14 protein-coding genes and 3 pseudogenes are annotated in these 22176 nt (G+C 66.9%); 5 read left to right on the plus strand and 12 right to left on the minus strand.

Annotated elements, in window-relative coordinates; genetic code table 11:
* Positions 1-278: 278 nt before the first annotated feature.
* The 3 genes from ABZT02_RS41265 to ABZT02_RS41275 form a co-directional block, all read right to left on the minus strand.
* Complete coding sequence (locus tag ABZT02_RS41265; RefSeq protein WP_356027507.1) at positions 279-1586, minus strand: AMP-binding protein; 1308 nt, start codon at positions 1584-1586, stop codon at positions 279-281.
* A gap of 558 nt (positions 1587-2144) precedes the next feature.
* Positions 2145-3464, minus strand: a complete 1320-nt coding sequence (locus tag ABZT02_RS41270; protein WP_356027509.1) for a condensation domain-containing protein — start codon at positions 3462-3464, stop codon at positions 2145-2147.
* A 458-nt stretch (positions 3465-3922) separates the two neighbouring features.
* Entirely contained in the window at positions 3923-5644 is a 1722-nt protein-coding gene (locus ABZT02_RS41275; protein WP_356027511.1) for a carbamoyltransferase C-terminal domain-containing protein, read from the minus strand.
* A 624-nt stretch (positions 5645-6268) separates the two neighbouring features.
* On the opposite strand from ABZT02_RS41275, the gene ABZT02_RS41280 reads away from it, so the two are divergent.
* The 4 genes from ABZT02_RS41280 to ABZT02_RS41295 all read left to right on the plus strand — a co-directional run bounded on the left by ABZT02_RS41280 (position 6269) and on the right by ABZT02_RS41295 (position 10709).
* Positions 6269-7399 carry a radical SAM protein gene (locus ABZT02_RS41280; RefSeq protein ID WP_356027514.1) on the plus strand — a complete coding sequence of 377 codons (1131 nt, stop codon included), beginning with the start codon at positions 6269-6271 and terminating at the stop codon, positions 7397-7399.
* 69 nt (positions 7400-7468) lie between these two features.
* Positions 7469-8581, plus strand: a complete 1113-nt coding sequence (locus ABZT02_RS41285; RefSeq protein WP_356027516.1) for an alpha-hydroxy acid oxidase — start codon at positions 7469-7471, stop codon at positions 8579-8581.
* A gap of 58 nt (positions 8582-8639) precedes the next feature.
* Positions 8640-10103 (plus strand): aldehyde dehydrogenase family protein, encoded by a 1464-nt coding sequence (locus tag ABZT02_RS41290; RefSeq protein WP_356027519.1) that lies wholly within the window; start codon positions 8640-8642, stop codon positions 10101-10103.
* Between the two features lie 66 nt (positions 10104-10169).
* Positions 10170-10709 (plus strand): hypothetical protein, encoded by a 540-nt coding sequence (locus tag ABZT02_RS41295; protein ID WP_356027522.1) that lies wholly within the window; start codon positions 10170-10172, stop codon positions 10707-10709.
* 205 nt (positions 10710-10914) lie between these two features.
* Here the strand turns inward: ABZT02_RS41295 and ABZT02_RS41300 are convergent, their stop codons facing one another.
* From ABZT02_RS41300 to ABZT02_RS41340, 9 genes and pseudogenes are all read right to left on the minus strand, one after another.
* Entirely contained in the window at positions 10915-11037 is a 123-nt protein-coding gene (locus tag ABZT02_RS41300) for a hypothetical protein (protein ID WP_356027524.1), read from the minus strand.
* 345 nt (positions 11038-11382) lie between these two features.
* A pseudogene (gene panD / locus ABZT02_RS41305) lies at positions 11383-11803 on the minus strand (aspartate 1-decarboxylase).
* The gene (locus tag ABZT02_RS41310; protein ID WP_356027527.1) at positions 11800-13422 is read right to left on the minus strand and encodes a condensation domain-containing protein; all 1623 of its coding nucleotides are present in this window, start codon (positions 13420-13422) and stop codon (positions 11800-11802) included. Before ABZT02_RS41310 ends, panD begins: the two are co-directional and overlap by 4 nt.
* 22 nt (positions 13423-13444) lie before the next feature.
* On the minus strand, positions 13445-15250 hold the full coding sequence (locus tag ABZT02_RS41315; protein ID WP_356027529.1) for an ABC transporter ATP-binding protein: 1806 nt from the start codon (positions 15248-15250) through the stop codon (positions 13445-13447).
* A complete protein-coding gene (locus tag ABZT02_RS41320; protein ID WP_356027531.1) occupies positions 15247-17148 on the minus strand; it encodes an ABC transporter ATP-binding protein in 1902 nt (633 codons plus the stop codon). Before ABZT02_RS41320 ends, ABZT02_RS41315 begins: the two co-directional genes overlap by 4 nt.
* Positions 17145-18785: an AMP-binding protein gene (locus ABZT02_RS41325; RefSeq protein WP_356027534.1), complete on the minus strand. Its 1641-nt coding sequence runs from the start codon at positions 18783-18785 to the stop codon at positions 17145-17147. Before ABZT02_RS41325 ends, ABZT02_RS41320 begins: the two co-directional genes overlap by 4 nt.
* Positions 18786-18854: 69 nt before the next feature.
* Positions 18855-19316: an acyl-CoA dehydrogenase family protein gene (locus tag ABZT02_RS41330; protein ID WP_356027536.1), complete on the minus strand. Its 462-nt coding sequence runs from the start codon at positions 19314-19316 to the stop codon at positions 18855-18857.
* Positions 19313-20017, minus strand: coding sequence for an acyl-CoA dehydrogenase family protein (locus ABZT02_RS41335; protein WP_356027539.1), 705 nt, complete (start codon positions 20015-20017; stop codon positions 19313-19315). Before ABZT02_RS41335 ends, ABZT02_RS41330 begins: the two co-directional genes overlap by 4 nt.
* Positions 20018-20486: 469 nt before the next feature.
* A pseudogene (locus ABZT02_RS41340) lies at positions 20487-21566 on the minus strand (IS701 family transposase); the annotation flags it as partial.
* A 377-nt stretch (positions 21567-21943) separates the two neighbouring features.
* On the opposite strand from ABZT02_RS41340, the pseudogene ABZT02_RS41345 reads away from it, so the two are divergent.
* Positions 21944-22135: pseudogene (locus ABZT02_RS41345) on the plus strand (phosphopantetheine-binding protein); the annotation flags it as partial.
* Between the last annotated feature and the right edge of the window lie 41 nt (positions 22136-22176).

Raw genomic sequence — 22176 nt, forward strand, 5'->3', positions numbered from 1 at the left:
TGGTCGGTGAGATGCCTGCCCATGGCCGCACCCGGCCAGACGCTCCGCCCTCTTGGCTGGTGGGCCGGCCGACGTCCGCGTATATCGGGTTCGTCAAGGGCCCGCTGTAGTTCAAGCATGTCGTCGGCCACTCGAAGTTCCTTTCTGGTGGCGATCCGCTGGTGGAGGGAGGTTTGTCACCCGTGGAGTGTGATCGGATACCGCGATCTTTCGGGTGATGACCGATCGGTTCTTGGTCGACCCCGCACTCGAGGAGGCTCTGCCACGTTCGAGATGATCTAGTTCGGGAATCCACCACAACTGTTCTGGCTCGACGGTGTTGACGTCGATTGCATCGCTGCGGCGGGAGCGGCCAGCAGCTTGCCGGCATGATCTTCAGCAATTTGATCGGGATCGAAGTCGAGGATGGCGAGGATGATTCGGCCCTGTCGCTGGAAGGTGATCGTCGCTTCGTACGACAGTCGGTTGTTCTCCCCGGCCGTGGGCACTGCTAGATCCCGGATCCGGCTGACCAATCCGGCACATACCGGATCGGAGGCCTCGTCGCCGACGCGGACATCCACAGCGAATCGTCCGGTTCGCCGCTCGAATTCGGGTGCTGAGGCCGGCGTAGGGCACCTCATCCAGGCCAACGGATGCTTATCCGACGAGCCGGCCGCGTCGCGCGTTGTCGCGTAAGCGTCGGTGCAGTGTCCGGTGGCTCGAGCGGCGGATTCGACGGCGTCGAGTTCGGCCCGCATGCCTCGGATCTTTACTTGCCGGTCTGTCCGCCCGGCGATCACCAGCTGTCCGTCTGGGCGCAGCCAGGCACGATCGCCGGTGAGGTAACCGGGCCGTCCCGGCGCTTGCGGGTCCCGCCGGAACCGGGCTCTGGTCAGGTCGGGGTCGTCTAGGTATCCGAGGGCAACTCCGGCGCCGGTGAGCATGAGGTGACCGGTCACTCCGGGTGGGGCAGTGGCTGCACCGTCGATCAAGATGCGCGCCCCGAGTCCTTGGATCGGTGGGCCGACCGGTACGGGCTGGACGGTGTCGGTGTCGGTGTCGGTGTCGGTGTCGGTGGCAACGGCGGCGGTGACGGTCGCCTCAGTCGGTCCGTAGATGTTGAACAGGCGTTTTCCGGCGAACGTGGCGAGGTCTGCGAGTCGGCAGTGATCACCAGCGGATGCAAGCACCTGCAGCGTGGGCAGGTCCGCGCCGGTGAGCAGTGGGACCAGCGGAGCGGGCAGGAACGCGTGGGTGACCCGCGCCCGGGCGAGGTCTCCTGCGAGATCTCCGCCTCCCGGGTCGACCTGGACCAGAGTGGCACCACACAACAGTGGGCCCGCGACGTGGCAGATCCATGGGTCAACGACTGGTGGTGCCACCAGTAGGACCCGGCTGGCCGTGCCGATATCAAAGCGGGGCCCTTCGCCGCGGACCGGACTGGCCAGCGCAGAGCGACTGACCACGACACCCTTCGGCACGCCGGTGGTTCCAGAGGTGAAGATGATGTATGCGGGGCTGTCCGGCCCAGTGGCCGTGCGAGGCTGTCGCGCGGAGTACGGCAGCTTTTCGACTCCAGTGGCCCTGACACGCGCCACGGCCATGCACTGCTGTTCGATCGGTACCGGGTCGGTGCCGACGCGGTCGTCGTATGGGAGCCTTGCAGCCAGCCGCCGTCCGGGTGCCAGACCAGGCGAAGGGCGTCGTAGGTTTCGAAGGTGCGCTGGTAGGCGTCGGCGAGCCGGTCCGGGTCGATCGGTCCACTGACGGCGTACGCCCTGGTGCAGTTGATGGGGTCGCCGCCGGTGTTCTTGGCCAGCAGTGGACCTTGCTCTGCGCGGTGAGCCGCCAGTAGTCCGCCGGGGCCTGCGATGTCGTCGTTCATGGATCCTCCAGGACGGCTCTGAGCGCGCTGAGCCGGGCGAGAGAGGCGAGGCATAGGTCGGTCAGGGAGGCTGCCGACCCGTCCTTGCGGACGCGGGCCCGCCGCCGCAACCTGCTGATTCTGATGTCATGTTCCGCGTCAGGCGAGAAGGCGCTGGGCGACGGCACTGCCTCTACGGCGCGGCCGCTCGCCGTCCTCGGACTCGCACCTTGAACCGGGATCTCGAAATGGATGTGGCGCAAGACCTGGATATTCCTTGAGACCGGGCGAACGCCGGCTATGACTCAAGGTGCCCCTGTACGGCCAGGATGGGACGTTCGACGCATTCAATGTCCGCCATGGCGACGCCAACTATCAGCGCTTCGATCGCAAGCAGGACGCGCCGAGCTGAGAGCCCTGGAAAGTAGAAGTCGTGGATGATGATGGTTATCCGCTCGATGTCGGCATCCTGAAGAGAGCAAGAAAAAAACCGGCCGTCTCCTCGATAGTGTTCTTCTCCCTCTGTCACGACAGTCCGACTCAGCACGTCGTGCACCGCGGGCAGTGGTGCGTTGCTCTTCCTGGAGCCTCTCCCATCATTGAATGCGATATCGAAGACCCGCTTGTCCAAGTTTCTGTCTTCATCCATCCGTTGATGCATATCGAGCAGCTCCTGTTCGTCGAAACTGCTGAAGGTGTATGCCGTGAGACTTGACCTCCACGCTTTCCTGACTACGGTTTCGAATGACTCATCAAGAGACTCCAACAATCCGCCAGCATTTTGCACAAGTTCGCCCACGAAAGACTGTTCCTTCACCGTCTTCCGGTTAGCAAAAGCAGACAGGAACGAACATGTGGTTCGCTGGGTGAGCGCACCAGCGACCAGCCCCAACGCTGCCAGGTACACCGCAGATGTGCTTACTCTGCACTTCTCGGCAATCTGTGAAGCGGCGCTCGCGAGAGCAGGAGAAGTCATTATGCCCGATCGGCTACTGCAGGACGGAAACTTCTCGAGGACCTCCTTCCAATACGCGAGGGCGCGCGAATTCTCGCGTATGCCGATTTCTGATTGCTCCCATCGTGCGCGATCCACGGGCTGGAACACGGGGTCCGTCGCGCGCACATACTGGCCCATGAGATAGCTTTTTATCGCTGAATTCAGTGCTATAGCACCTTGGCAGTCAAGCGCAAGGTGGGACGCCATATGTATGAGGTGTGTCGGAGCACCGCCAGCAGTCACTACTGCAAACACTGCGGAAATATCCCTCCGGATATCATGCAGCTCCTTCCCGAAGCGGCTCACCGCAGCCTGGACATCATCCTCCAAAGTCAGCTCACCCGCTCGGACAATGTCTATCTCCACGGACCCTGCTCTGATCACTTTCTGGCACGGTGCTCCGTCATTCCCCACAGGGTACGTAGTGCGGAGTGATTCGAATTCCTCATACGCCCACTTGATCGCGGAACAGACCTCTTGGACTGTCTTGCCCGGTGGAATTGGCACAGCTTGCACAATCCGATACTTATACTGAGTTCCCTTCCAAGTCCTCTTCTGTGCCCAAGTCAGTGGTGCAGTCGCGTCTCGGTCGCCTTCGAAGTCAATTACGATCTTTTCCACTGACGCTCCCACCGGTCAGACAGTTGGCGTTGAATGAGATGTTTTGCGACGGAAGACCGAGTGATGCCGGCTGGCTTGCTCGTCTGTGAGGGACTGGCGGTTTCTCCTTGCCACGCACGGAGATTCGGCCTCGTTCCAGCCATGAGGTCCGTGACCCAGCCGAAGAGCAGACTCCCTGCGCCGAGGCCGAACAGCGTGGCCCAGCCGATCGCGCCGTACCACGTCGGACCGAGATCCACTTGGGGGCCCCACGACGCCAGCGCGAAGCCCCCACTCCCAGCACGTACCCGTCCAGGAACAGGCTGCCGCCGCAGGAGAGAACAGCACGGGCATGGAACGCGTTGAAGGGTACGTCGTCCAACCTGACTGGAGCTGTGCGCACGAGCGTCCTCTCAATTGCCCGCGCTTCTCCCGGATTCCGCGGCCGACTTCACATAGGGGCCGGCCCCGACGCGCTCTCAGGTGTCGGTCGATCCGCTGTGCCGCACCGTGATGTCCAGGCTGACGTTGTCCTTCCACATCACCGTGTCGTCGATGAGGAGCACGTCGAGCCCGGACTCGGTGAAGCACCGGATCGCGTCCTCCGGGGTACGCGCGATCGGCTCGCCGCGGACGTTCAACGAGGTGTTGAGGACCATGGGGACGCCGGTAAGCCCGGCGAAGCAGTCGATCAGCCGGTGGTAGAGGGGGTTGGCCTCCTCGGTGACCGTCTGGACCCGGGCGGTTCCATCGACGTGGGTGATGGCTGGCACGGATTCCCTCCGGTCCGGCCGGACGTTGAGGGCGATCAGCATGTACGGGGACTCGATCGCGGGCTCGAACCACTCCGCGTTCCTGTCGGCCAGGACGGACGGAGCGAACGGGCGCCACGACTCCCGGAACTTCACGTGCATATTGATCTTGTCGGGCATGCGCGGGTCGCGCGGATCCGCCAGGATCGAGCGGTTTCCCAGTGCCCGCGGACCGAACTCCATGCGCCCCTGGCACCAGCCCACGACCAGGCCGTCCGCCAGGGCCGCCGCGGCGACCGCTGCCGGGTCCTCGACCTTCGCGACCCGGCTGACTCCACTGGCCGCCACGGCCTTTGCGACCTCGGCCTTGTCGATTGCCTCGCCTAGGTAGATCTGGTCGGCGGGGACCTTCGGCGCCTGCCCCGAGTGCTCGACCCACTGGAGGAAGGCCGCCCCGACCGCGGCTCCGGCGTCATGGGCGGCCGGCGGGATGAAGAGCTTGTCCACAATGGGAGACGCGGCCAGCACGCCATTGGCATTGCAGTTCAGCGCGACACCGCCCGCGAGTACCAACTGCTGGTACCCGGTGAGGGACTCGAGGCGTTCCGCGAGGAAGTTGTACACCTCCTCGAGCTTCTTCTGTACGCCGTAGGCCAGTTCCCGTGAGTTCTCGTCGGGCTGCCCCTGGGCCACCTTGTAGACGTCCAGCTCCCGCAGCCTCTCGCGGTTCACGTGGTACCGCCCGGACGCGTAGGTCACCACTTGGTCGAAGTCGATCCGGCCGGAGCCGTAGCCGGAGAGCCCCATCGTCTTGCCCTCGTTGCCGATCGCTCCGAGGTGGCCGGCCTTCTCCTGCCGCCCGCTCCTTCGGTAGAGGCCGCAGAGACTGGTGATGTAGGTGTACAGGTGGCCCAGAGAGTCGGCCACCGGGTAGGACTCCAGGTGGTCGATCTTTGTGCCGGAGGCGCTCCAGAGAGAGGTGGACTCCTCCTCGCCGCGACCGTCCATCACGAGCACATTGGCCTCGGTGAAGCCGCTGAGGTAGTAGCCGCAGGCCGCGTGCGTCAGGTGATGCCGGAAGTGGCGGGCGTGACTCAGCCCGTTCCGCTCCAACTGATCCTTCGCCTCCTGCCACGTCTGCGTGTTCAGGTCTCTGATCACATCGAGGCTGTCGGCGCGGAGGTCGTCGTGGTCGATCAGGTTCTGGTCGAACGGGTTGGCGTTGTCCTTGAACTTCTCGTAGTCGAAGGTGAGGCCGACACCCAGTACGTCCTCGCGGCGCACTGCTGCCTGTTCCAGGCAGTAGTCGATCGCCGCGTTCGGGAACGCTGCGGTATGCCGGTCCCGGTTGAAGCGCTCCTCCTCGACGGCGCAGATCAGCTCGCCATCCACGACGATCGCCGCCGATGTGTCATGCAGGATGTTCAACCCCAGAAAAGCGGCTGTCATTTGCCCCTCCAGAAACTCTCTGAGTTCCGTTCGGCAGATTCGATAAGGGTGGCGTCAATGCAGTTGGCGCCACCAACTGCATGATTGTGGTGGCTCGGAGCACACCGCGATGAAAGCGTCACAAATCTACGGGGATTTGACGCTAGTCCCTGGTGAAGTACCTGAGGGCAAAGTTACGGAAATTGATCCAGCCGGGCAAGGCACAGGTTCCGGGATCACCTACAAGACGATGGTGTCGAGGATATTGGGTCAGATGTCCGCCAGCGGGTCATCCTACCGCTGCTCTGGTGCAGCAGCAGGCGGTTCCGGTGACTGTCTTGTTCTGGGGGGTGCGCAACCGAGGACTTGCGTCAGTTGCGCGCCGATCGAGCTAGAGTAGACAGATTCAGCAGGGCCGCGTAGACAAGCACACGCGGCCCGACTGGCCGGACGTTCGATCATATTGAGCGGCTCACGTCTCCGGTGACGGCTTTCTCATATTGCCCTGATGTCCGGTCCGGCTTTTTGTCTCCCTTGACGCGACCAAACTGTCGTGATGCCCTGGGTTCGCCCGCGTCGACGGAGATCGATATGGAAATTCGGGCCGACTGCGATCGAACGCGCGTCGATCTTGAGAGGAAGCGAATGCACCGACTTCCGAGCACCTTCGAGTTCCAGACCTCCGCGGAGACCATTCGCGCCCACCACTGGCGGTCTTACACGGACACCTACAAGGGCTGCGAGTTCGAGTGCCAGTACTGCCTGTACAAGGGCCCCGGAGAGTACGGACGGCACGTCCGCCCCGTCGAGATCTCCGTGCCGGCCCGCTCCGATCTCGGCATCGTCGACATCGGCACGACCACGGACCCGTATCAGCCGATGGAGGCCGAGCAGAAACTGACCCGCTCGATTCTGGAGGCGGCCATCGCCGAGCAGATCCCGCTGTTCGTGCTGACGCGGGGCTCTCTGGTGCTTCGTGACGTGGATCTGCTGCGCGAGCTGGCCAGCGCCGGGCTGGTGGAGGTCTGTGTCTCCATCATCACGCTCAACGAGGACATCACCACCCGTATCGAGCCGAACGCCCCGCGCCCCAGTGAACGGCTGCGGGTCGCCGAGCAGTTGGCCGCCCAGGACATACCCGTGGCGTTCCATGTGGCACCGCTGATCCCGGGCCTGGACACCCCGGAGGACCTGGCCGCGATGGGCAAGCGGCTCGCGGAGGCATGCGGGAGCCACGTCTTCAGCGCGATGCTAGGCGCCCGCAAGCCGTACTGGGAGCCGTTCTACCGGGGCATGGACGCCGTCGCGGACAAGTGTGGTTCGTTCGAGACCTTCGAGCGGGCCTACCCCCGGGACTTCGACTTCAGCCGTGACGCTGCCGGTACCTGCGACTTCGAGTACGCCCTGCCGGCTCTCACCCCGCTGCGGGACGGCGTTACCGAGGGCGGTGCCATCTACGTGTCGGAGAACTATCCCTTCCTGACGACTGGAGCGCTGGAGAAGGGCATCTACCGGTGGAAGCTGCCGACCGTGTACGACATGGCCAGCTGGATCGAAGGGCGCGGCTCGGTTGCCGAGTGGCCCGAGTTCCTCGACTGGTACCGCGGCTTCCAGCCAAGCGACCGGCTCGTCGGGCTGGTCCGCTCGCTCTGGGAGAGCGGTGAGTTGTTCCTCGGCACCCATCTGGCCAAGCAGGGCGACGGTTACGCACGCTCCGAGGAACTGTTGCTTCCCGCTCAGCACACCCTCGTTGCCAAGCGCACACCCGTTGCCTGATCACCAGGCCGACAGCACAGTACGACTGCCCTGCTGCCAGTTGCGGCAGTTGCTCGGAGGGACGCAACGATGACGCACACGGACGGGCACGCGGTCGAACGCCCGGTGAAGCAAGCGGGCCAGAAGTTCGCCACGCTGGGGGAGATCTACGCCTGCGCGCGAGAACGTCTGGACGAGGACGCGTGGGCGGTGCTGGACGGAGGGGCCGGCGCGGAGCAGAGTCTGAGGGACAACCTCGCCGCGTTGAACCGGTGGAGCTTTCGCCCGACGTACATGACCGGGGTGACCGAACTCGTCACCAGCACGACCTTCCTGGGAATTGATCTGGCCTTCCCCGTCCTCACTGCACCGATCGGCGGAGACGGCCTGTTCCATGAGCGCGGCCAATGCGAGATCGCCGCGGCGACTGCCATGGCGGGCATCGCGCCAGTGGTCTCCGAGGCGTCCCGTTTCTCCCTGGAGACCGTTGCCGAGGCGAGCGACGGACCGAAGATCATGCAGCTGCATGCGTGGGGCGAGCCCGACGAGTTCCTGGCCCTCGCCAAGCGGGCGCACCGAGCCGGTTACGCCGCGCTCTGCGTCACCATCGACTGCCCCACCCTGGGCTGGCGGGAGCGCCTCATGACGCGGCGCTTCGAGACCCCCGCGGAGCAGTGGAGCGGCAACTACGACCCCATCGGCACCACGGCGGCCAACCGATTGGTGTCCGGGTACGGCTCCGACTGGACCTGGGAGACCCTTGCTGCGGTGAGGGCGGCGGTGGACAGTCCGTTGCTGGTCAAGGGGATCCTCACGGCGGAGGACGCCGAGCAGGCGATTTCCGCCGGGGTGGACGGGATCGTGGTCTCCAACCATGGCGGACGGCAACTGGACTGCCTTCCTGCCACCTTGGTCCAGCTCCCGGAGGTAGTGGCCGCAGTGCGGGGCCGGGTGCCGGTCGCGATTGACGGAGGCATCCGCCGCGGTGCCGACGTGCTGAAGGCTCTCGCGCTGGGCGCGGATGTGGTCCTGGTCGGCCGTCTGACGGCGATGGCTGTGGCGGCCGACGGGGCGGCCGGGTTGTATGCGGCCCTAGGGCTGCTGCGCGAGGAGTTCGAGCGGTCGATGCTGCTCGCGGGCCGGCGGTCCCTCGATGAGCTGGACCGCTCGGTGGTGCAGCCGCGTGTGGTGGATCAGGGGTGATGGGCGTAGTGAAGGGAAGGGCCCGATGACTGACGGCAGCAGGACCGACTGGAAGGCGATGGCCGAGAAGGTCACGCTGGATCCCCGCCCGCTGCTCCATGGAGCGCGGGCCGACGTCGGCTGTGACACCTTCGATCTGCTGAGTCCCCGTGACGGCAGCCTCTTGTGCGCGGTTCCCGCCTGCGATGCGGCCGAAGTGGACCAGGCGGTTGCGCACGCCCGGGCCGAGCAACGCGTCGGATGTTGGCCGAACTTCTCGCCTCGTGACCGCGGCGCGATCCTGAGCGCCTGGGCGGACGCGATCGAGGCCGAACGCACTGAGCTCGCACTGCTGGTCAGCTTGGAGACCGGCAAGCCGATCAAGGATGCGGTGGAGATCGACGTTGCCGGCGTCCAGCGGGCCATCCGCTGGTACGCGGCGCTCGCGGACAAGCTGCACGGGGACCATCCCGACGTCGGCGCGAACGATGTGGCGCTGGTCAGTAGGGAGCCCGTGGGCGTCGCCGGGATTCTGCTCCCGTGGAACTTCCCGCTGGCGCTCGTCGGCTACGACGTGGCACCCGCATTGATGCTCGGCAACTCGGTGGTCGTCAAGCCGTCCGAACAGGCGCCGTTGTCCGTGCTGCGCGCTTGCGAGCTGGCCGTGGAGGCCGGCGTGTCCCGGGACGCCTTGAGTGTCGTCCCGGGCCTGGGTGCCGGAGCCGGGCAGGCCATCGGCAGGCATGGCGACATCGACGCGGTGTCGGTGACCGGCTCGGCGGCGACCGGGCGCGCGGTGATGCGCGCCAGCGGGGAGAGCAACGGCAAGCGCGTTTGGCCCGAGCTGGGGGGCAAGTCGTCCGCCTTGGTGTTCAAGGACGTCCGTGACCTGGCCGAGGCGGCTCGCGCCGTGGCATGGGGCGGGTACTTCAACCAGGGTGAGATGTGCACCGGCTGCTCGCGCGTGATGGTGGAACGCGAGGTGTACGACCAGTTCCTGGACTTGGTGAGTGTCGAGGTGGACAAGCTGCGGGTAGGGGACCCGCTCGACTGGGAGACCTCGGTTGGCGCGCTGACCACTGAGCATCAGCTGCACGATGCCCGCTTGGCCACCGAGGAGGCGGTGGCGGGCGGCGGCCGGGTAGTGCGGGGCGGGGAGCCGCTACGCGTACTGCCCGGGGGGCACTACTTTGCACCAACGCTGCTCGCCGACACCCCGGAACATAGCCGGGTCTTCACCGAGGAGGTGTTTGCCCCGGTCGTCGCAGTACGCCCCTTCGACGACGTGGATGACGCACTCCGGGTGGGATTCGCATCCGGGTACGGGATGGGCATCTCGGTGTGGACGTCCGCCCTGGACACGGCGTTCCGGGTGACGCGCGCTGCGAAGGCGGGCATCGCCTGGGTCAACTGCTTCGAGGGCGACGACCTCACCGTCCCGGCGGGCGGCGTCGGCAGGTCCGGATTCGGACGCACCAAGGGACTCGCCGTCCTCGACAAGTACTCCGATGTGAAGACCACCTGGGTGCACCTCGGAAGCTGACGGCGCCGCCTGTGAGCGCAGAGCCGTGGGTCGCCTTGTTGACGCTGCTACTGAAAGGAATTCCTGATGCTGTACGCCTTCGGCTTCGACAGGCTGGGGTTGGTGGTGAGTGACCTGTACTTCCAGCACCCCGACCCCCCGGAGGGGCAGGAAGGGCCGGAGCACGGCGTCCGGCTGGAACTGCGCCACATCAAGGCAGGCGAACTTCGAGGGGGTGTCTATTCCGCTCGGCCGATCTCCGTCGAGGAGCCGATCTGGCGTGTGGACCTGCTGGAGTCGGTGGGCGGCCGGCCCGGTAGCCTCGACCGGACGCACCATCACCCGAGATTCTCGGGCTGGGACGAGAGCGAGCGGAAGTTCGAGAAGGAGCTGTCCACCGACCCGTTGGCCTGGCTGGGGGAGAGGCTCTCGGACCTGCCCAGTGTGCTGGACCGGGCCGGTGTCGCCGCGGGCACGGCCAGCGCCGAGGACCTGAACGGTTTCCGGGCGGCCGTTCCGGAGATACTCGAGACCGTCCAGCGGCTGTTGGCCAGGGTACGAGCCGGGGAGCTGGGGCGGCCACCGGCAACCCCCTCGTCGGGACTCATCCGCTTCAGTTGGCTCTAAGGCTGGAGTTCGGCGCCCGCTCCTACGATGCGCAGACGGACGCCGAGTGATCTACCTGTTCGACACCAACGTCGTCGTCGAGCTCACGACCCGGGCGAAGCCCGACCCGCGGGTCCTGGCCTGGTTCCGGTCCACGGTTCGCCCCAACCGCGTCATGGATGGCCATCACGCCGTTCAGTCCGACGATTCGCAGGACTGCGCGAGGCTACCTCTTCGAGCCGACGACCCGCACCGGCAGCGCGAGTTCACCGGCATGCTGGCAGAAATCATCCAGTACGGTGACCCCGGCCATGGTCAGAAACGGCGCCGCGGCCCAGTCCACGACCACCGCGGACACCCCGTGACCGCGCCGGTGGTGCGTCAGTCCCGCGGACGCGCACCAGCGGGGCGGAATCCCCGTAAGGCATATCCGGACGCCCGGGGGACTCCGCAGCCTCCCAGCAACCAGGCCCCACCGCAAGACATGAAGCCCGGATGCTATCGCGACGCTGCAACAACCATCCCCGACTCCCTTGGCATGGCCGCTTCAGCAGCAGGTTCTGAACCCGCCACCCGCCAAGTGCTGCGGACCTCGCCCGCGTCACCGTTTCTCCCAGCCAGGAGAATAGGGCCAGGCGCACCACTGCCCGGCTGAGAGAAGACGCGGGCGTCGGGCCCCGGTCCTCTCCGCGACTCAGACCTCAACCGCCTGTGGGTTGCGTTCCTGGTCCGAGCCGGGCACCGGCTCGGACAGGTCCCCACCCCGGGCGACGATCCGATTGCCGCCGCCTACGCGGACGACCTTCGGCTGCAGTTTGCGCGCCTCGTCGTCGTCGACCTGGGCGTAACTGATGATGATGACTAGGTCCCCGGGATGGACAAGGTGGGCGGCAGCACCATTGATCCACGATCACTCCGGACCCGCGCTCACCCTCGATGACGTACGTCTCCAGGCGGGCGCCATTGGTGGCATTGACGATATGGACCAGCTCGCCTGGCAACAGGTTAGCGGCCTCGCGTAGAGCCGCGTCGATGGTCACAGATCCCACGTACTGCAGGTCGGCCTGGGTCACGGTGGCACGATGAATCTTGGACTTGAGCATGATGCGCATCATCCGACCCTGGTGATGACAAACCGGTCCGGACATACGACGGGGTGAGCGGGCGACAGCTGCCGGAGTATGTGCGCGCGTAGGTTCTCGGGGGTGAGGTGCGATGCCCGCGTCTCGATATGCGCGACAAGTGCGGGAGTTCCGGAGTTCTCCTCAACCCGGAGGACCGTTGCGACGACGTCGGGATGACTCTCCAGGGCCGCGGTGGTCTGCCCGACAGAGAAGACTTCCACCCCTCTGCGGCCAAGGTCGGGATTCACGGTTCCGCAGATGCGCTCACCGAACATGGCCCGCATCGCCTCCCAGGAGACATCCCCTTCGGAAAGTAGCCGCCGGAGCAGCTGTTCCGGTCCGGCCAGTAGGCTGCGCATCTGTTCCGTGCTGAGGCTGAGACTGTTGAAGGTCCCGAATCCATGCAGTGTTGTGCTGCGCAGGTGAACCATGAGATAGGCGTCCAGCCCGCGCAGATCGGCGCCGCTCTCGCCCGATCCCATCAGGAGCTCGCGCTCCCGGGCTGACTCCAACTCGGCGGTGAGCACACCGTCCTCGGAGGTCACCTGCTCCAGCGGCACCGCGTAGTCGAAGTTCACCGTGATGCCCTCGGCGAAGGCAGCCCCGCGCGCTGCCTGCGCGTTGGCCGTGATCTCCCGGAGATCGAGATAGCCGACCCGGTACCGGGCCTGGACCTGGAAGGCTTTGAACATCACCCGTTCGATGATCCGGCTCAGGCTGGGCTGGTCACCGGTGTCGACGGTGAGGGGGAGTATCTGGTGGTAGCAGCCGACCGAGTCGCTCTCCTCGGGCGTGCGGCCGACGAAATGCGTGCGCACGGTGGTGGTGGTGCTGCCGGAGATCAGGGCGGCGAGGGCGACGATGGTCGATGTGTAGACGACCGCCGGGCTGGTCCGGAACCTGCGCCCCGTCAGAACAAGTGCCGGACGGGCCGCATAGGACTCGTACTCCGAGTGATAGTGCTCGATGATCCCGCCGCGGCGCGGAGCGAACAGTCTGTTGGGCATCTCCGCGATTTCCTTCTCCCAGAACCGCAGGGAGGCGCTCCGCATGCGGGAAAGCGGACCGGAGTGCTCGGAGACCGCCGAATCGACGGGGTGCGGTGCGGCTTCCGCCGTGGTGAGTTTTGTCCCCCGGCCCGCGAAGACGCTGTTGAGCCGCTTGCGGAGAACCTGGGCGCCGCGCCCGTCGATAACGGCATGACTGACCGAGACGACGACGTAGCGCACATGCGGCCCGTCCACCACCATGCCGATACGCATCAGCGTGGCGTCCTCGGCGGTGAATGCCGCGTGCTGCAGTTCCTCGGTGAGTTCCTCTACACTCACCTTGCGCGCGTCCCGTTCGACTATCTCGAAATCCCGTACGGGGTGAACGTACTGCCGCGGTCGGCCTTCCTTGTCCAGGCCGAAGGACGTCCGCAGGGACTCAAAGGGATCGAGGGCCTCGTGGAGCAGCGATCGCACCGTGTGGCGCGTACTTCCGGCTTCGGGTTCCACATGCGACAGCACATTCGTGCTGATGCCGTGCCGCAGCTTCCACCATTCGAATTCCTGGGCGCCGACGAGTGGCCCGCTGCGGACTACGGCACCCGGATCTTGTGTCGCCATGCTCAGCCTCAGTTTCTGCCGGTCAGTTTTCCGGAGACGTGTCGGAGTAGGCGTTGCTCTGGATGGCATACAGCTCGGCGTAACGGCCGCCGAAGGCCAGCAGCTCCTGATGGCTGCCGGCTTCCGTCAGCTTCCCCCGGTGCATCACTACGATGAGGTCGGCCCCGGTCACCGTCGAGAAACGGTGGGAGACGATCACGGTGATGCCACCGGTCTCGGCCGCCAGCGCTCGGGCACGGCTCATATGGGCCTGGAAGATGGCGTGCTCGCTGAACGCGTCGAGTGAGGCCGTCGGCTCGTCCAGGATGAAGAGCAGTGGATGGCGGCGCATCGAGGCCCGGGCGAGCGCCGTGCGCTGCCACTGCCCCTCGGACAGCTGTATTCCTCCGAGTTCCCGCCCGAGCTGCGTGTCGAGACCGTCGGGCATCCGGTCGAAGATGTCGTGCGCCTCCGCGGTGCGGACGGCGGAGCGCACACGTTCGTCGTCGTCGAGGAACGCGGGGTCGCCGAGGCCGACGATCTCTCGGGCGGTGACGTGGAAACGCCCGAAGTCCTGGAACGCGCAGGCCAGTCGTGCCCGCCAGGAATCGGTGTCCAGCTCCGCGAGAGGGGTGCCGTCCACGCGTACCGTGCCGGCGTCCGGCTGGTAGAACTTCGCGAGCATCTTGATGAGCGTCGTCTTGCCGGACCCGTACTCGCCGACCACCGCCACCACGCTGCCGGCCGGGATCCGGAGGCTCACCTCGTCCAACGCGGGCGCCAGGGTTCCCGGGTAGGTGTAGGTGACCCGGTCGAGTTCGATTCCCTCGGTCAGACGGTCGGGCGCGGTCACGGCAGCGCCGCGGCCATCCCGGTCGCCGGCGGCGTAGTCGCGCAGCCAGAGATAGGGGACGATCAGGCGGCCCGCGCCAGCCGTGTCGCTGGCGCGGGAGACCGCGGTCTGCACGGACTGCCGAAGGCTGGCGGCGATCGTGATCATCAGGACGATGTCGCCGATGCTGCCGTCGCCGCGCTGTGCCTGATGGGTGACCAGCGCCAGCCCGCCGACGAAGGCGGCGCTGAAAACGCACCATCCGCCGAACCGCCACAGCGCTGCCCACAGCCGTGCCCGGACCCGGGCGCCGGTGGCGGCACGCCAGGCGTCGGCCTGCAGCCGCGCAAGTTGCTCCCCGACGCCCGCCACCCGTACCTCCTTGCCCTCTGCGGCTGAGGTTGCCAGGTCGAAGAGGTGCTCCTGCAGGCGGAACTGCTCGGACGATGAGGTCTCCGCCGCCCGTACGACGGTCTCCCCGCGGTGGCCGAACCAGACGGGCGCTGCGGCGAGGGCGAGCAGCACCACCAGCCAGGGGCTGACCTGCCCCAGGACCAGGAGCGACACCGCCAGCTGCAGCAGCGTGAACACAGTGGTGATCGCCGCCCACAGCCCGTCGGTGAGTCCCCAGGCCGCCCCGCCGACGACAGTCACCCGGTCGAGATAGCTGGAGTCCTCCAGATGCTCCAAGCCGTCGATGGTGGCGATGTCCAGCTGAATCTGCTCCTGGAGGTCGGTCATGCCGACCCGCTCGACCAGCAGGACGCGCAGATTTCCGAGGAGCCCGCCGATCATGCTCATGAGGCCGTAGGCCATGGCGGCGCCCACCGCGCCGACGACGGCCGCCGCCAGGTGACCGTGCAGGCTGTTGTTGACGATGGCGCGCAGTGCCACAGCGACACCGGCCACAGCGACCACATTGAGCGTGAGGGTGGCGAATATCGCGCTGGTCAGCCGTGGTTCAAGGCGCCACGACAGACGCAGCAGATGCGCCCAGACGGACAAATAGCGTTTCACCGGACGGCTCCCTCGCTGGATTCCTCCAGTTGTTTGTCCTGGTTGTCGCGTGCGGCTGAGTCGGTGCTGAAGCGTTCGGCCTGCAGGGTGAACATGCGCGCGTACTGGCTGCCCTGCGCCATCAGTTCATCGTGGCTGCCGCACTCGCTGATCCGCCCGCCGTCGAGCAGGACGATCCGGTCGGCCGCGCGGACGGTGGAGAGGCGGTGGGAGATCAGCACCACGCTGAGGTCGCCCTTCTGCCGGGCGAGCCGGCTGAAGACCTCGGCCTCACTGCGGACGTCCAAGTGCGCGGTCGGCTCGTCCAGTACCAGCAGACGCGCGCTGGCCTGGACCGCGTACAGCGCACGCGCCAGGATCACCTGCTGCCACTGTCCGCCGGAGAGGTCGATGCCACCGTCGCGCGAGCGCGCCAGCAGGGTGTCGAGACCGGCGGGCATCCGGGCGACGGCATCGGAGAGCCCGGCCTGCCCGACGGCTTCGGCGAGCGCGGCCCGGTCCTGCTCCCGACCGGTGTCCGCGGTCAGGGAGATATTGGCCGCCAGCGAGAGGTGGTACCTGGCGAACTCCTGGAACACCACCGTGATCCGCCGTCGCCACTGCGCGATTCCCGTATGCCAGACGTCGGTGCCGTCCACCGTGATCCGTCCGCCGGTCGGACGGTAGAGGCCGGAGAGCAGCTTGATGAGGGTGGACTTTCCCGCGCCGTTGACCCCGACGATGGCGAGCAGCTCGCCCGGCCGGATCTCCAGGTCGAGTGCGTCGAGCACCGACGCTGAGGTCCCCGGGTACCGGAAGCTGACCCCCTCGAAGCGCACGACGGGAACCGCGGAAGGACCGGAGGCAGGCTCCGGGCGGGGTGAACCGCCGTCGGGATCGTCCGGCGTGGTGGTGCTCAGCTTCTGCCGCAGCGCCGCCCAGGCGTGCTGGCCGGGCAGCGCTCCGACGATCGCGCGCGCGTCATAGCCGGCGATGGACTGGTACACCCCCCACGCGGCCATCAGCAGGGCGCTCGCCAGCGAGATGGAGATGCTTCCCTGCGAGGCGGCGCGGGCCACGATCACAAAACAGACCCCCAGGCCGCCCCCCACCAGCCAGAACTTCACCCACTGTTCACGCAGGTTGCGCACCCCAACGGCCCAGACCGGCTCGAACATTCGGAGGATGTGGTGCCGCATCCGGTCGGCGGCCAGCCGGGCGAAGCCGAAGATCCGGACCTCCTTGCCAAGGGACGGCTCGACCAGCATCTTCGACCAGACGTCCGCGTGCATCCCTTCGCGGATGCCGCTGCGCCACTGCCGCATGAACTCGACGCCTTGCCTGCTCTGCAGTGTCTGCACGATGGCGGACGGTATGGCGACCACGGGAATCAGCCACCAGGCGTACACGGCGAGGATGCCGCAGGACGCGACGAGCCCCAAGGCCTCCGCGCACATCCGTGTCTGGGCGAGGCAGCCGTCCCCGGGAGTGCGCTCGGTCCAGTTCCCCGGCTCGGCCTTGGAGAGCCGCACCAGCTCCTGGACCTCGGGCTCCTCCAGGACCTCGATCGTCTGGCAGGCGGCCGTCAGCCGGAGGACGTCGGTACGCCTGCGCCCGTCGATCCGTGACTTGGCGAAGTACTGCAGCGGGGTGCTGAGCGCCTCCATCGCGTGGGAGATCAGGAGCACACCGGCGTAGCCGAGCAGCGCCGGGCCGATCGCCGTCAGCTGACCCACGTCGGTCGGCTCGGAGACGCGGGAGACCACCCAGGCCAGGGAGAGCGCCGAGAGTGCGGGGAGTACACCGCTGAGGATCTCCAGCGCGACCACTGCCGCCGCCACCGGCCCTCCTGCCCTGGCCAGCTGCGAGAGCAGTTGCGCCCGGTCGCGCAGTGTGACCCGGTTCTCCCTATGCCTCACCGCGAGCAATCTGATGCCCCCCTGAGGTCTGTCTGGCCGTGCCGGATTGGTGAGTGCGCGGTAGTCCACCTTGCCGTTGGGGGACACCGGGATCTGCTCCAGCCGCCGCTACCGTTTGGGCACCGCAGCCGCCGGAAGGGCCTGCGCGACGAAGTTCTCCAGCTCCGCCGGGGAGACTGGGGAACGGGGGACGACATAGGCAACCAGTCTCGGCTGGGCGCCGTCGGCCGATGACAGGACGCGGCGCAGTGGTCCAGTTCCGGATGACGGCTGAGCACTGCCTCGATCTCGTCGAGTTCGAGGCGCATGCCGGCGACCTTCACCTGCCGGTCAGACCGGCCCAGATAGTGCAGGCGGCCCTGATCGACGCGGCCGAGGTCCCCGGTCCGGTAGAGCCTCCCCGTCGGCGAGTGCGGATCGATCGGGTCCTGATGGAAGGCTTTCCCGGTGGCGGTGGCATCGCCCGGGTAGCCGACTCCGACGGGGATGCCGCCCACAAAGATCTCCCCGCTCTCTCCGGGGCGGGCGGCGCGCCAGGCATCCGGTCCCTCCTCGTGGACCAGCACGTAGATCACCGCGTTGGCGATCGGGGAGCCCACCGGGAGGCGCGGCAGCGTGGTGTCCGCCATCGTCACCACGTGATGCGTGACGTCGTCGGAACACTCGGTCGAGCCATAGGCGTTGAGCACCGAGACATGAGGCAGGCTACGGAGCACCCGGCCGGCCAGCCCGGGGGTCAGCTCCTCACCGGTGGAGATCAGCCATCGCAGCTCGGGCAGCGCGTCCTCCGGCGGCCGCCGGAGGAGCTGGTCCAGCAGCAAGCCGATGGCGGTCGGGACGAGTTCGACGACGCTGACGCGCTGCTGGAGCAGTAGCCGCGGCAGACGAGGCGGGAACGTCACGTCCGCCTCGCCCACCACCACGGTGGTCGCCCCGGCCATAAGAGGGGCGAGCATCTGCCATATCGCAATGGTGAAGACGAGCGGCGCGGTGAAGGCGACGCGATCGGCGGAGGTGATGCCGAGATCCGTGATCTTGGCCCACAGATGATTGCGCATGCCGCGGTGTTCCACGATCGCGCCCTTGGGGAGACCCGTCGTCCCGGAGGTGAAGATCAGATATGCGGGCGGGACGTCCTCGAACGGGGGCGTCTGCGGCCCGCCGTCCATGGTCGTGATCTCCAGCCGCTCGATGCCCTTGGTGTAGTTGGCGAGATGGGTGCAGCCGCCGCGGCTCAGTACATCGGCGACGCGTGCCCGTGGCCAGGCCGGATCGACGGGGAAGTACACCGCCCCCAGATCCTCAAGCGCCAGGAAGAGCACGGCAGTTGCGGCCGACCGCGGGCCCGCGCACGCGATGACCTGCCGCGCACCGCATCCCGCGCTCCGCAGCAGTTCGCGTACCTCGTCGATCCGGGCGACGAGACCCTGGTAGCTGAGGATGGCCGCCCCCTCGATCACGGCGGCGTGCCCCGGACGGCGCCGGGCCTGCTCCCGCACCAGATCCACGATCCGGCCGGAGCCTTGGAACTCCATCGGATTGGCCAGCGCCGCCGCCGCGGCCTGCTCGGCGCCGCCCCGCACGACCGCGAGCGGCGTGAGCCGCGCCGGACCGTTCCCCGTTGAACTAGCCTTCAAGGTTCAGCTCCGATCCCTCGGCGAGGCCTGTCACGTGGCTCGGCCCGGTCCGGCCGCGCCGCTGTGGTGTCATCGGGCTTCCTGCCGTTCCATGAGCAGCATCTGTGAGTTGGTGTGGAGAAGCCAGTCGTTGCCGATCATCACCAGCGAGGAGGAAAGATCGCGGATGATCCGTGCCACGGAGAACGGTCCCGACTCCATGTAGCCCGCGATGCCGCAACCGCGGAGCGCCAGGAAGGCGATCTCCATCGCCGTCTCCGAGGCGGCCACCTTCAGTGAGTTGATCCGGACCGTCAGCCCGACAGTCGGCCGGGCCTGCCCCGAGAGCACCTGCTGCGTCTGGGTAGCTGTCTCCGCCAGCAGCGCCTCCGGCCCCGCCAGTCGCCACCTGGCCTCGGCCAGCGCCGCAGGCGGCTGGCCGCCCGTTCCGGCGGTCAGCTTCCGCCGCGCCATCCGCACGGAACGGTCCAGGGCCTCGGCCGCCAGGCCCGTCCATACGGCCGCCCACAGCAGATGGGTGAGCGGGATCATGGCTTCCGCCGCGATATCCGCAAACGGGGCCGGCAGGAGCTGATCGCGGGGAATGACCGCCTCGATACGGAAACCCGGGCTGTTCGTCCCCGCATGCCCATCGGGTGCCACTCCGAGGTCTGCGACAGTTGTGCCTGCTCCGCCAGAACCGCGGCGAGGACCTGGTCACCCGGGGCCGCGTCGGCGCCGCGCCGCGCCGTCAGCAGGATCAGATCGGCCTCGGCCCCGTAGGAGACGGTGGTTGCCTGTTTGACGAGGCACACGCGGTCCGGTTCCGCCGGGAGGTCCGCCACCGCGGCTTCGCTACTGCGCAGGTTGCCGCCGGTGCTCGCCTCGCTGGTGGCCGACGCGATGAGCCACTGCTCGCCAACGGCGGTGCGGGCCAGCTCCTTCAGCCGGGCCACGCCGCCCGAGAAGCGGCACCGCGAAGCCAGTTGCCTTTGATACATCGACCAGACCAGTGCCGTCGACGCGCATCCCCGAGCAAGTCCCCTGGCGATATGGACCATCTCGGCGGCCCCGAGCCCGGCTCCGCCGAGAGCCTTCGGGGCGATTGCACTCATAGATTTCAGAGACCGCAGCTCGGATATCGCCTGGGCCGGAATTCGCGCGTCGCGGTCCACGTCGGCGGCATGCTTCGCGGCTGTTTGAACTGCTTGGCGGAGCTCGTTCAATGACCTGACCCATTCGCTGGTTCGCAATCAAACGTCGGTGCTCCGGCTGCTCAGTCGAAGCGCTTCACCTAGCCAGGCGCCGACTGTAAGGTGCAGCTATGCCGACGTCAAGACCCCTAGCTGTGGCCTAATTTCGCGGTAACTAGAGGGTATTGCGCTTGCTCGGAACGGTGGGGCAAGCTCTTCTCCTGCGGCAGAGGCAGCGCAATCTGACGATCTAATACTCCAGCAGCGCTTCGCTATCTGGCCTGGGCAAAGGGCATCGCCGGGAGTGTAGTTGGCTGATGTTCCATCAGAGGTGGTCTTGCCGGAGTGCCTCTCCAACGAGTGGCAGCGTCGCCCGTAGTGACAGTGCCTGGCGACCGCCTGACGCCTTCGCCGCCACCGTGACCAGCTCAGCGCGTGGATGCGAAGTGGTGGGCGGGGCCGGTGCGCGGGTCAGTTGCCAGGAGCCGGCGGACTTCCGCCACGGTGAGCGGGACCATGGTGGAACCGTTTCTGCATCCCCCTTTGCCGCCGCCTGCGCCGTGGTGACCGCGAGAAAGGCGTGCGCGAGCATGGCCAGGGTGACGTGCCGCATCCAGCCGACGTAACGGCGGACCTCGTACTCGTCCAGGCCGCACTCGTTCTTCGCGGCCTGAAAGCACTCCTCGATCGCTCACCGGCGCCCGGCAACGCGCACCAGTTGGTCGACGCCGGTGCCCGCCGGGGCATAGCCGAGGTAGTAGGCGATCTCATCGGGCCTGCTGATGCTGCGCCGGGCCAGTGCCCAGCGGTGATGGGCGGGCCGCTCGCCGTCGAAATCCTCGATCACAGGGAGCTGGACGGCTGCCCAGTGATAGACGCGCGGGCCCTTGGCGCCGTCGCCGCACGAGCGTTTCTCCCATGCCTCGTCCGGTGCCTGGGTGAAGAGGTGGTCGATGCGGCCAAAGCGCGGTACCTGCTGGGATTTCGGGACGGCGAGGACGTAGCCGACGGCGGTTTCTTCCAGCATCCGGCGAAAGCGCCGTTCCTGGCCGTAGGCGGCATCGGCGGTCACCCAGGCGATCGGCATGGGCGAGGCAAGTGCGCGCAGCACCATGACCCTGGCCAGCTCTGGTTTGCTGGCGAAGGGTCGTTCATCGGGGATCTTGGCGGCGCGGCAGCGTTCACGGTCGTCCGTCCAGGACTTGGGCAGGTGGAGCTCGCGGTCCACCAGGGCCCGGCCGAGGGAGGTGGAGTAGGCGGCGAAGACGCCGATCTGGCAGTTCTCGGTGCGGCCGGCGGTGCCGGAGTACTGGCGTTACACGCCTGCGGAGGTGGTGCCTTTCTTGACGAAGCCGGTGTCGTCGAGGATGAGCACTCCGCCGTCCTCGCCGAGGTTGTCGGCGACGTATGTCTGCAGGTCCTCGCGGACGGCGTCGGCGTTCCAGGTGGCACCGTTCAGCAGTCGCTGCAGGCCGTCGGGGGTGCGGTGGCCGGCGTGCTCGGCCAGTTGCCAGCCGTTCTTGCGGCCGACCGGGCCGAGCAGGGCGCGGACGTAGTCGCGCATGCGGCGTCGCAGGTCGGCGCGGCCGAAACGGTGGCCGATGCGCAGGAAGAGGTCGTCGAGTTCACGGGCCCAGTTCGCGTCGGCAAGGTCGTCGATCACGCTGGGAGGCTGCCCTCGCCACAGCTCGGGCAGTGCTCGCTGCCACTCGTTGGAGGGGCACTCCGGCAAGACCACCCCTGATGGAACATCAGCCAATTACACTCCCGGCGATCCCCTTTGACCAGGCCAGATAGCGAAGCGCTGCTGGAGTACTAAGGTGAAGCGCTTCGACAGCATTCGACATTGCGGACATTCTGTTCATAGATAGATAGAATGGGCAAGGTGGGTGGTAGTGGACGCAGAGCAGTCGTTACTCAGCGAAAGCGCCGTTCTTGACGTGGTGAGCGCGGCACTTTCGGACGTTATGGACACCCGAAAGGCTCCACAACAACTCAAATCTCTGGGATGCCGGTATGGACTCCCTGCAGAGCGTGGCGGTCATGGCCGCGGTGGAAGACACCTTCGACGTCGTCTTCCCTGACGAGCTTCTGACGAGAGAGGCTTATGAGTCCGGCGGCCCGGTGGGGGGGGCGGGGCCGCGGGGTGGCCAGGGGTCCGGGGGGCAGGGGGTTTAGCCCGGGAGGTGACAGGGGGGGGGTGAACGGCGGGGGAGGTT

Origin of the sequence: Streptomyces sp. NPDC005402 (assembly GCF_040606575.1) — a bacterium.
Lineage (GTDB): Bacteria > Actinomycetota > Actinomycetes > Streptomycetales > Streptomycetaceae > Streptomyces.

Excerpts from the sequence above, each read along its gene's own strand:
- ABZT02_RS41265 (WP_356027507.1), bottom strand. The coding sequence starts at position 1,586 with ATGGCCGTGGCGCGTGTCAGGGCCACTGGAGTCGAAAAGCTGCCGTAC.
- ABZT02_RS41275 (WP_356027511.1), bottom strand. The coding sequence starts at position 5,644 with ATGACAGCCGCTTTTCTGGGGTTGAACATCCTGCATGACACATCGGCG.
- ABZT02_RS41280 (WP_356027514.1), top strand. The coding sequence starts at position 6,269 with ATGCACCGACTTCCGAGCACCTTCGAGTTCCAGACCTCCGCGGAGACC.
- ABZT02_RS41285 (WP_356027516.1), top strand. The coding sequence starts at position 7,469 with ATGACGCACACGGACGGGCACGCGGTCGAACGCCCGGTGAAGCAAGCG.
- ABZT02_RS41290 (WP_356027519.1), top strand. The coding sequence starts at position 8,640 with ATGGCCGAGAAGGTCACGCTGGATCCCCGCCCGCTGCTCCATGGAGCG.
- ABZT02_RS41295 (WP_356027522.1), top strand. The coding sequence starts at position 10,170 with ATGCTGTACGCCTTCGGCTTCGACAGGCTGGGGTTGGTGGTGAGTGAC.
- ABZT02_RS41310 (WP_356027527.1), bottom strand. The coding sequence starts at position 13,422 with ATGGCGACACAAGATCCGGGTGCCGTAGTCCGCAGCGGGCCACTCGTC.
- ABZT02_RS41330 (WP_356027536.1), bottom strand. The coding sequence starts at position 19,316 with ATGATCCCGCTCACCCATCTGCTGTGGGCGGCCGTATGGACGGGCCTG.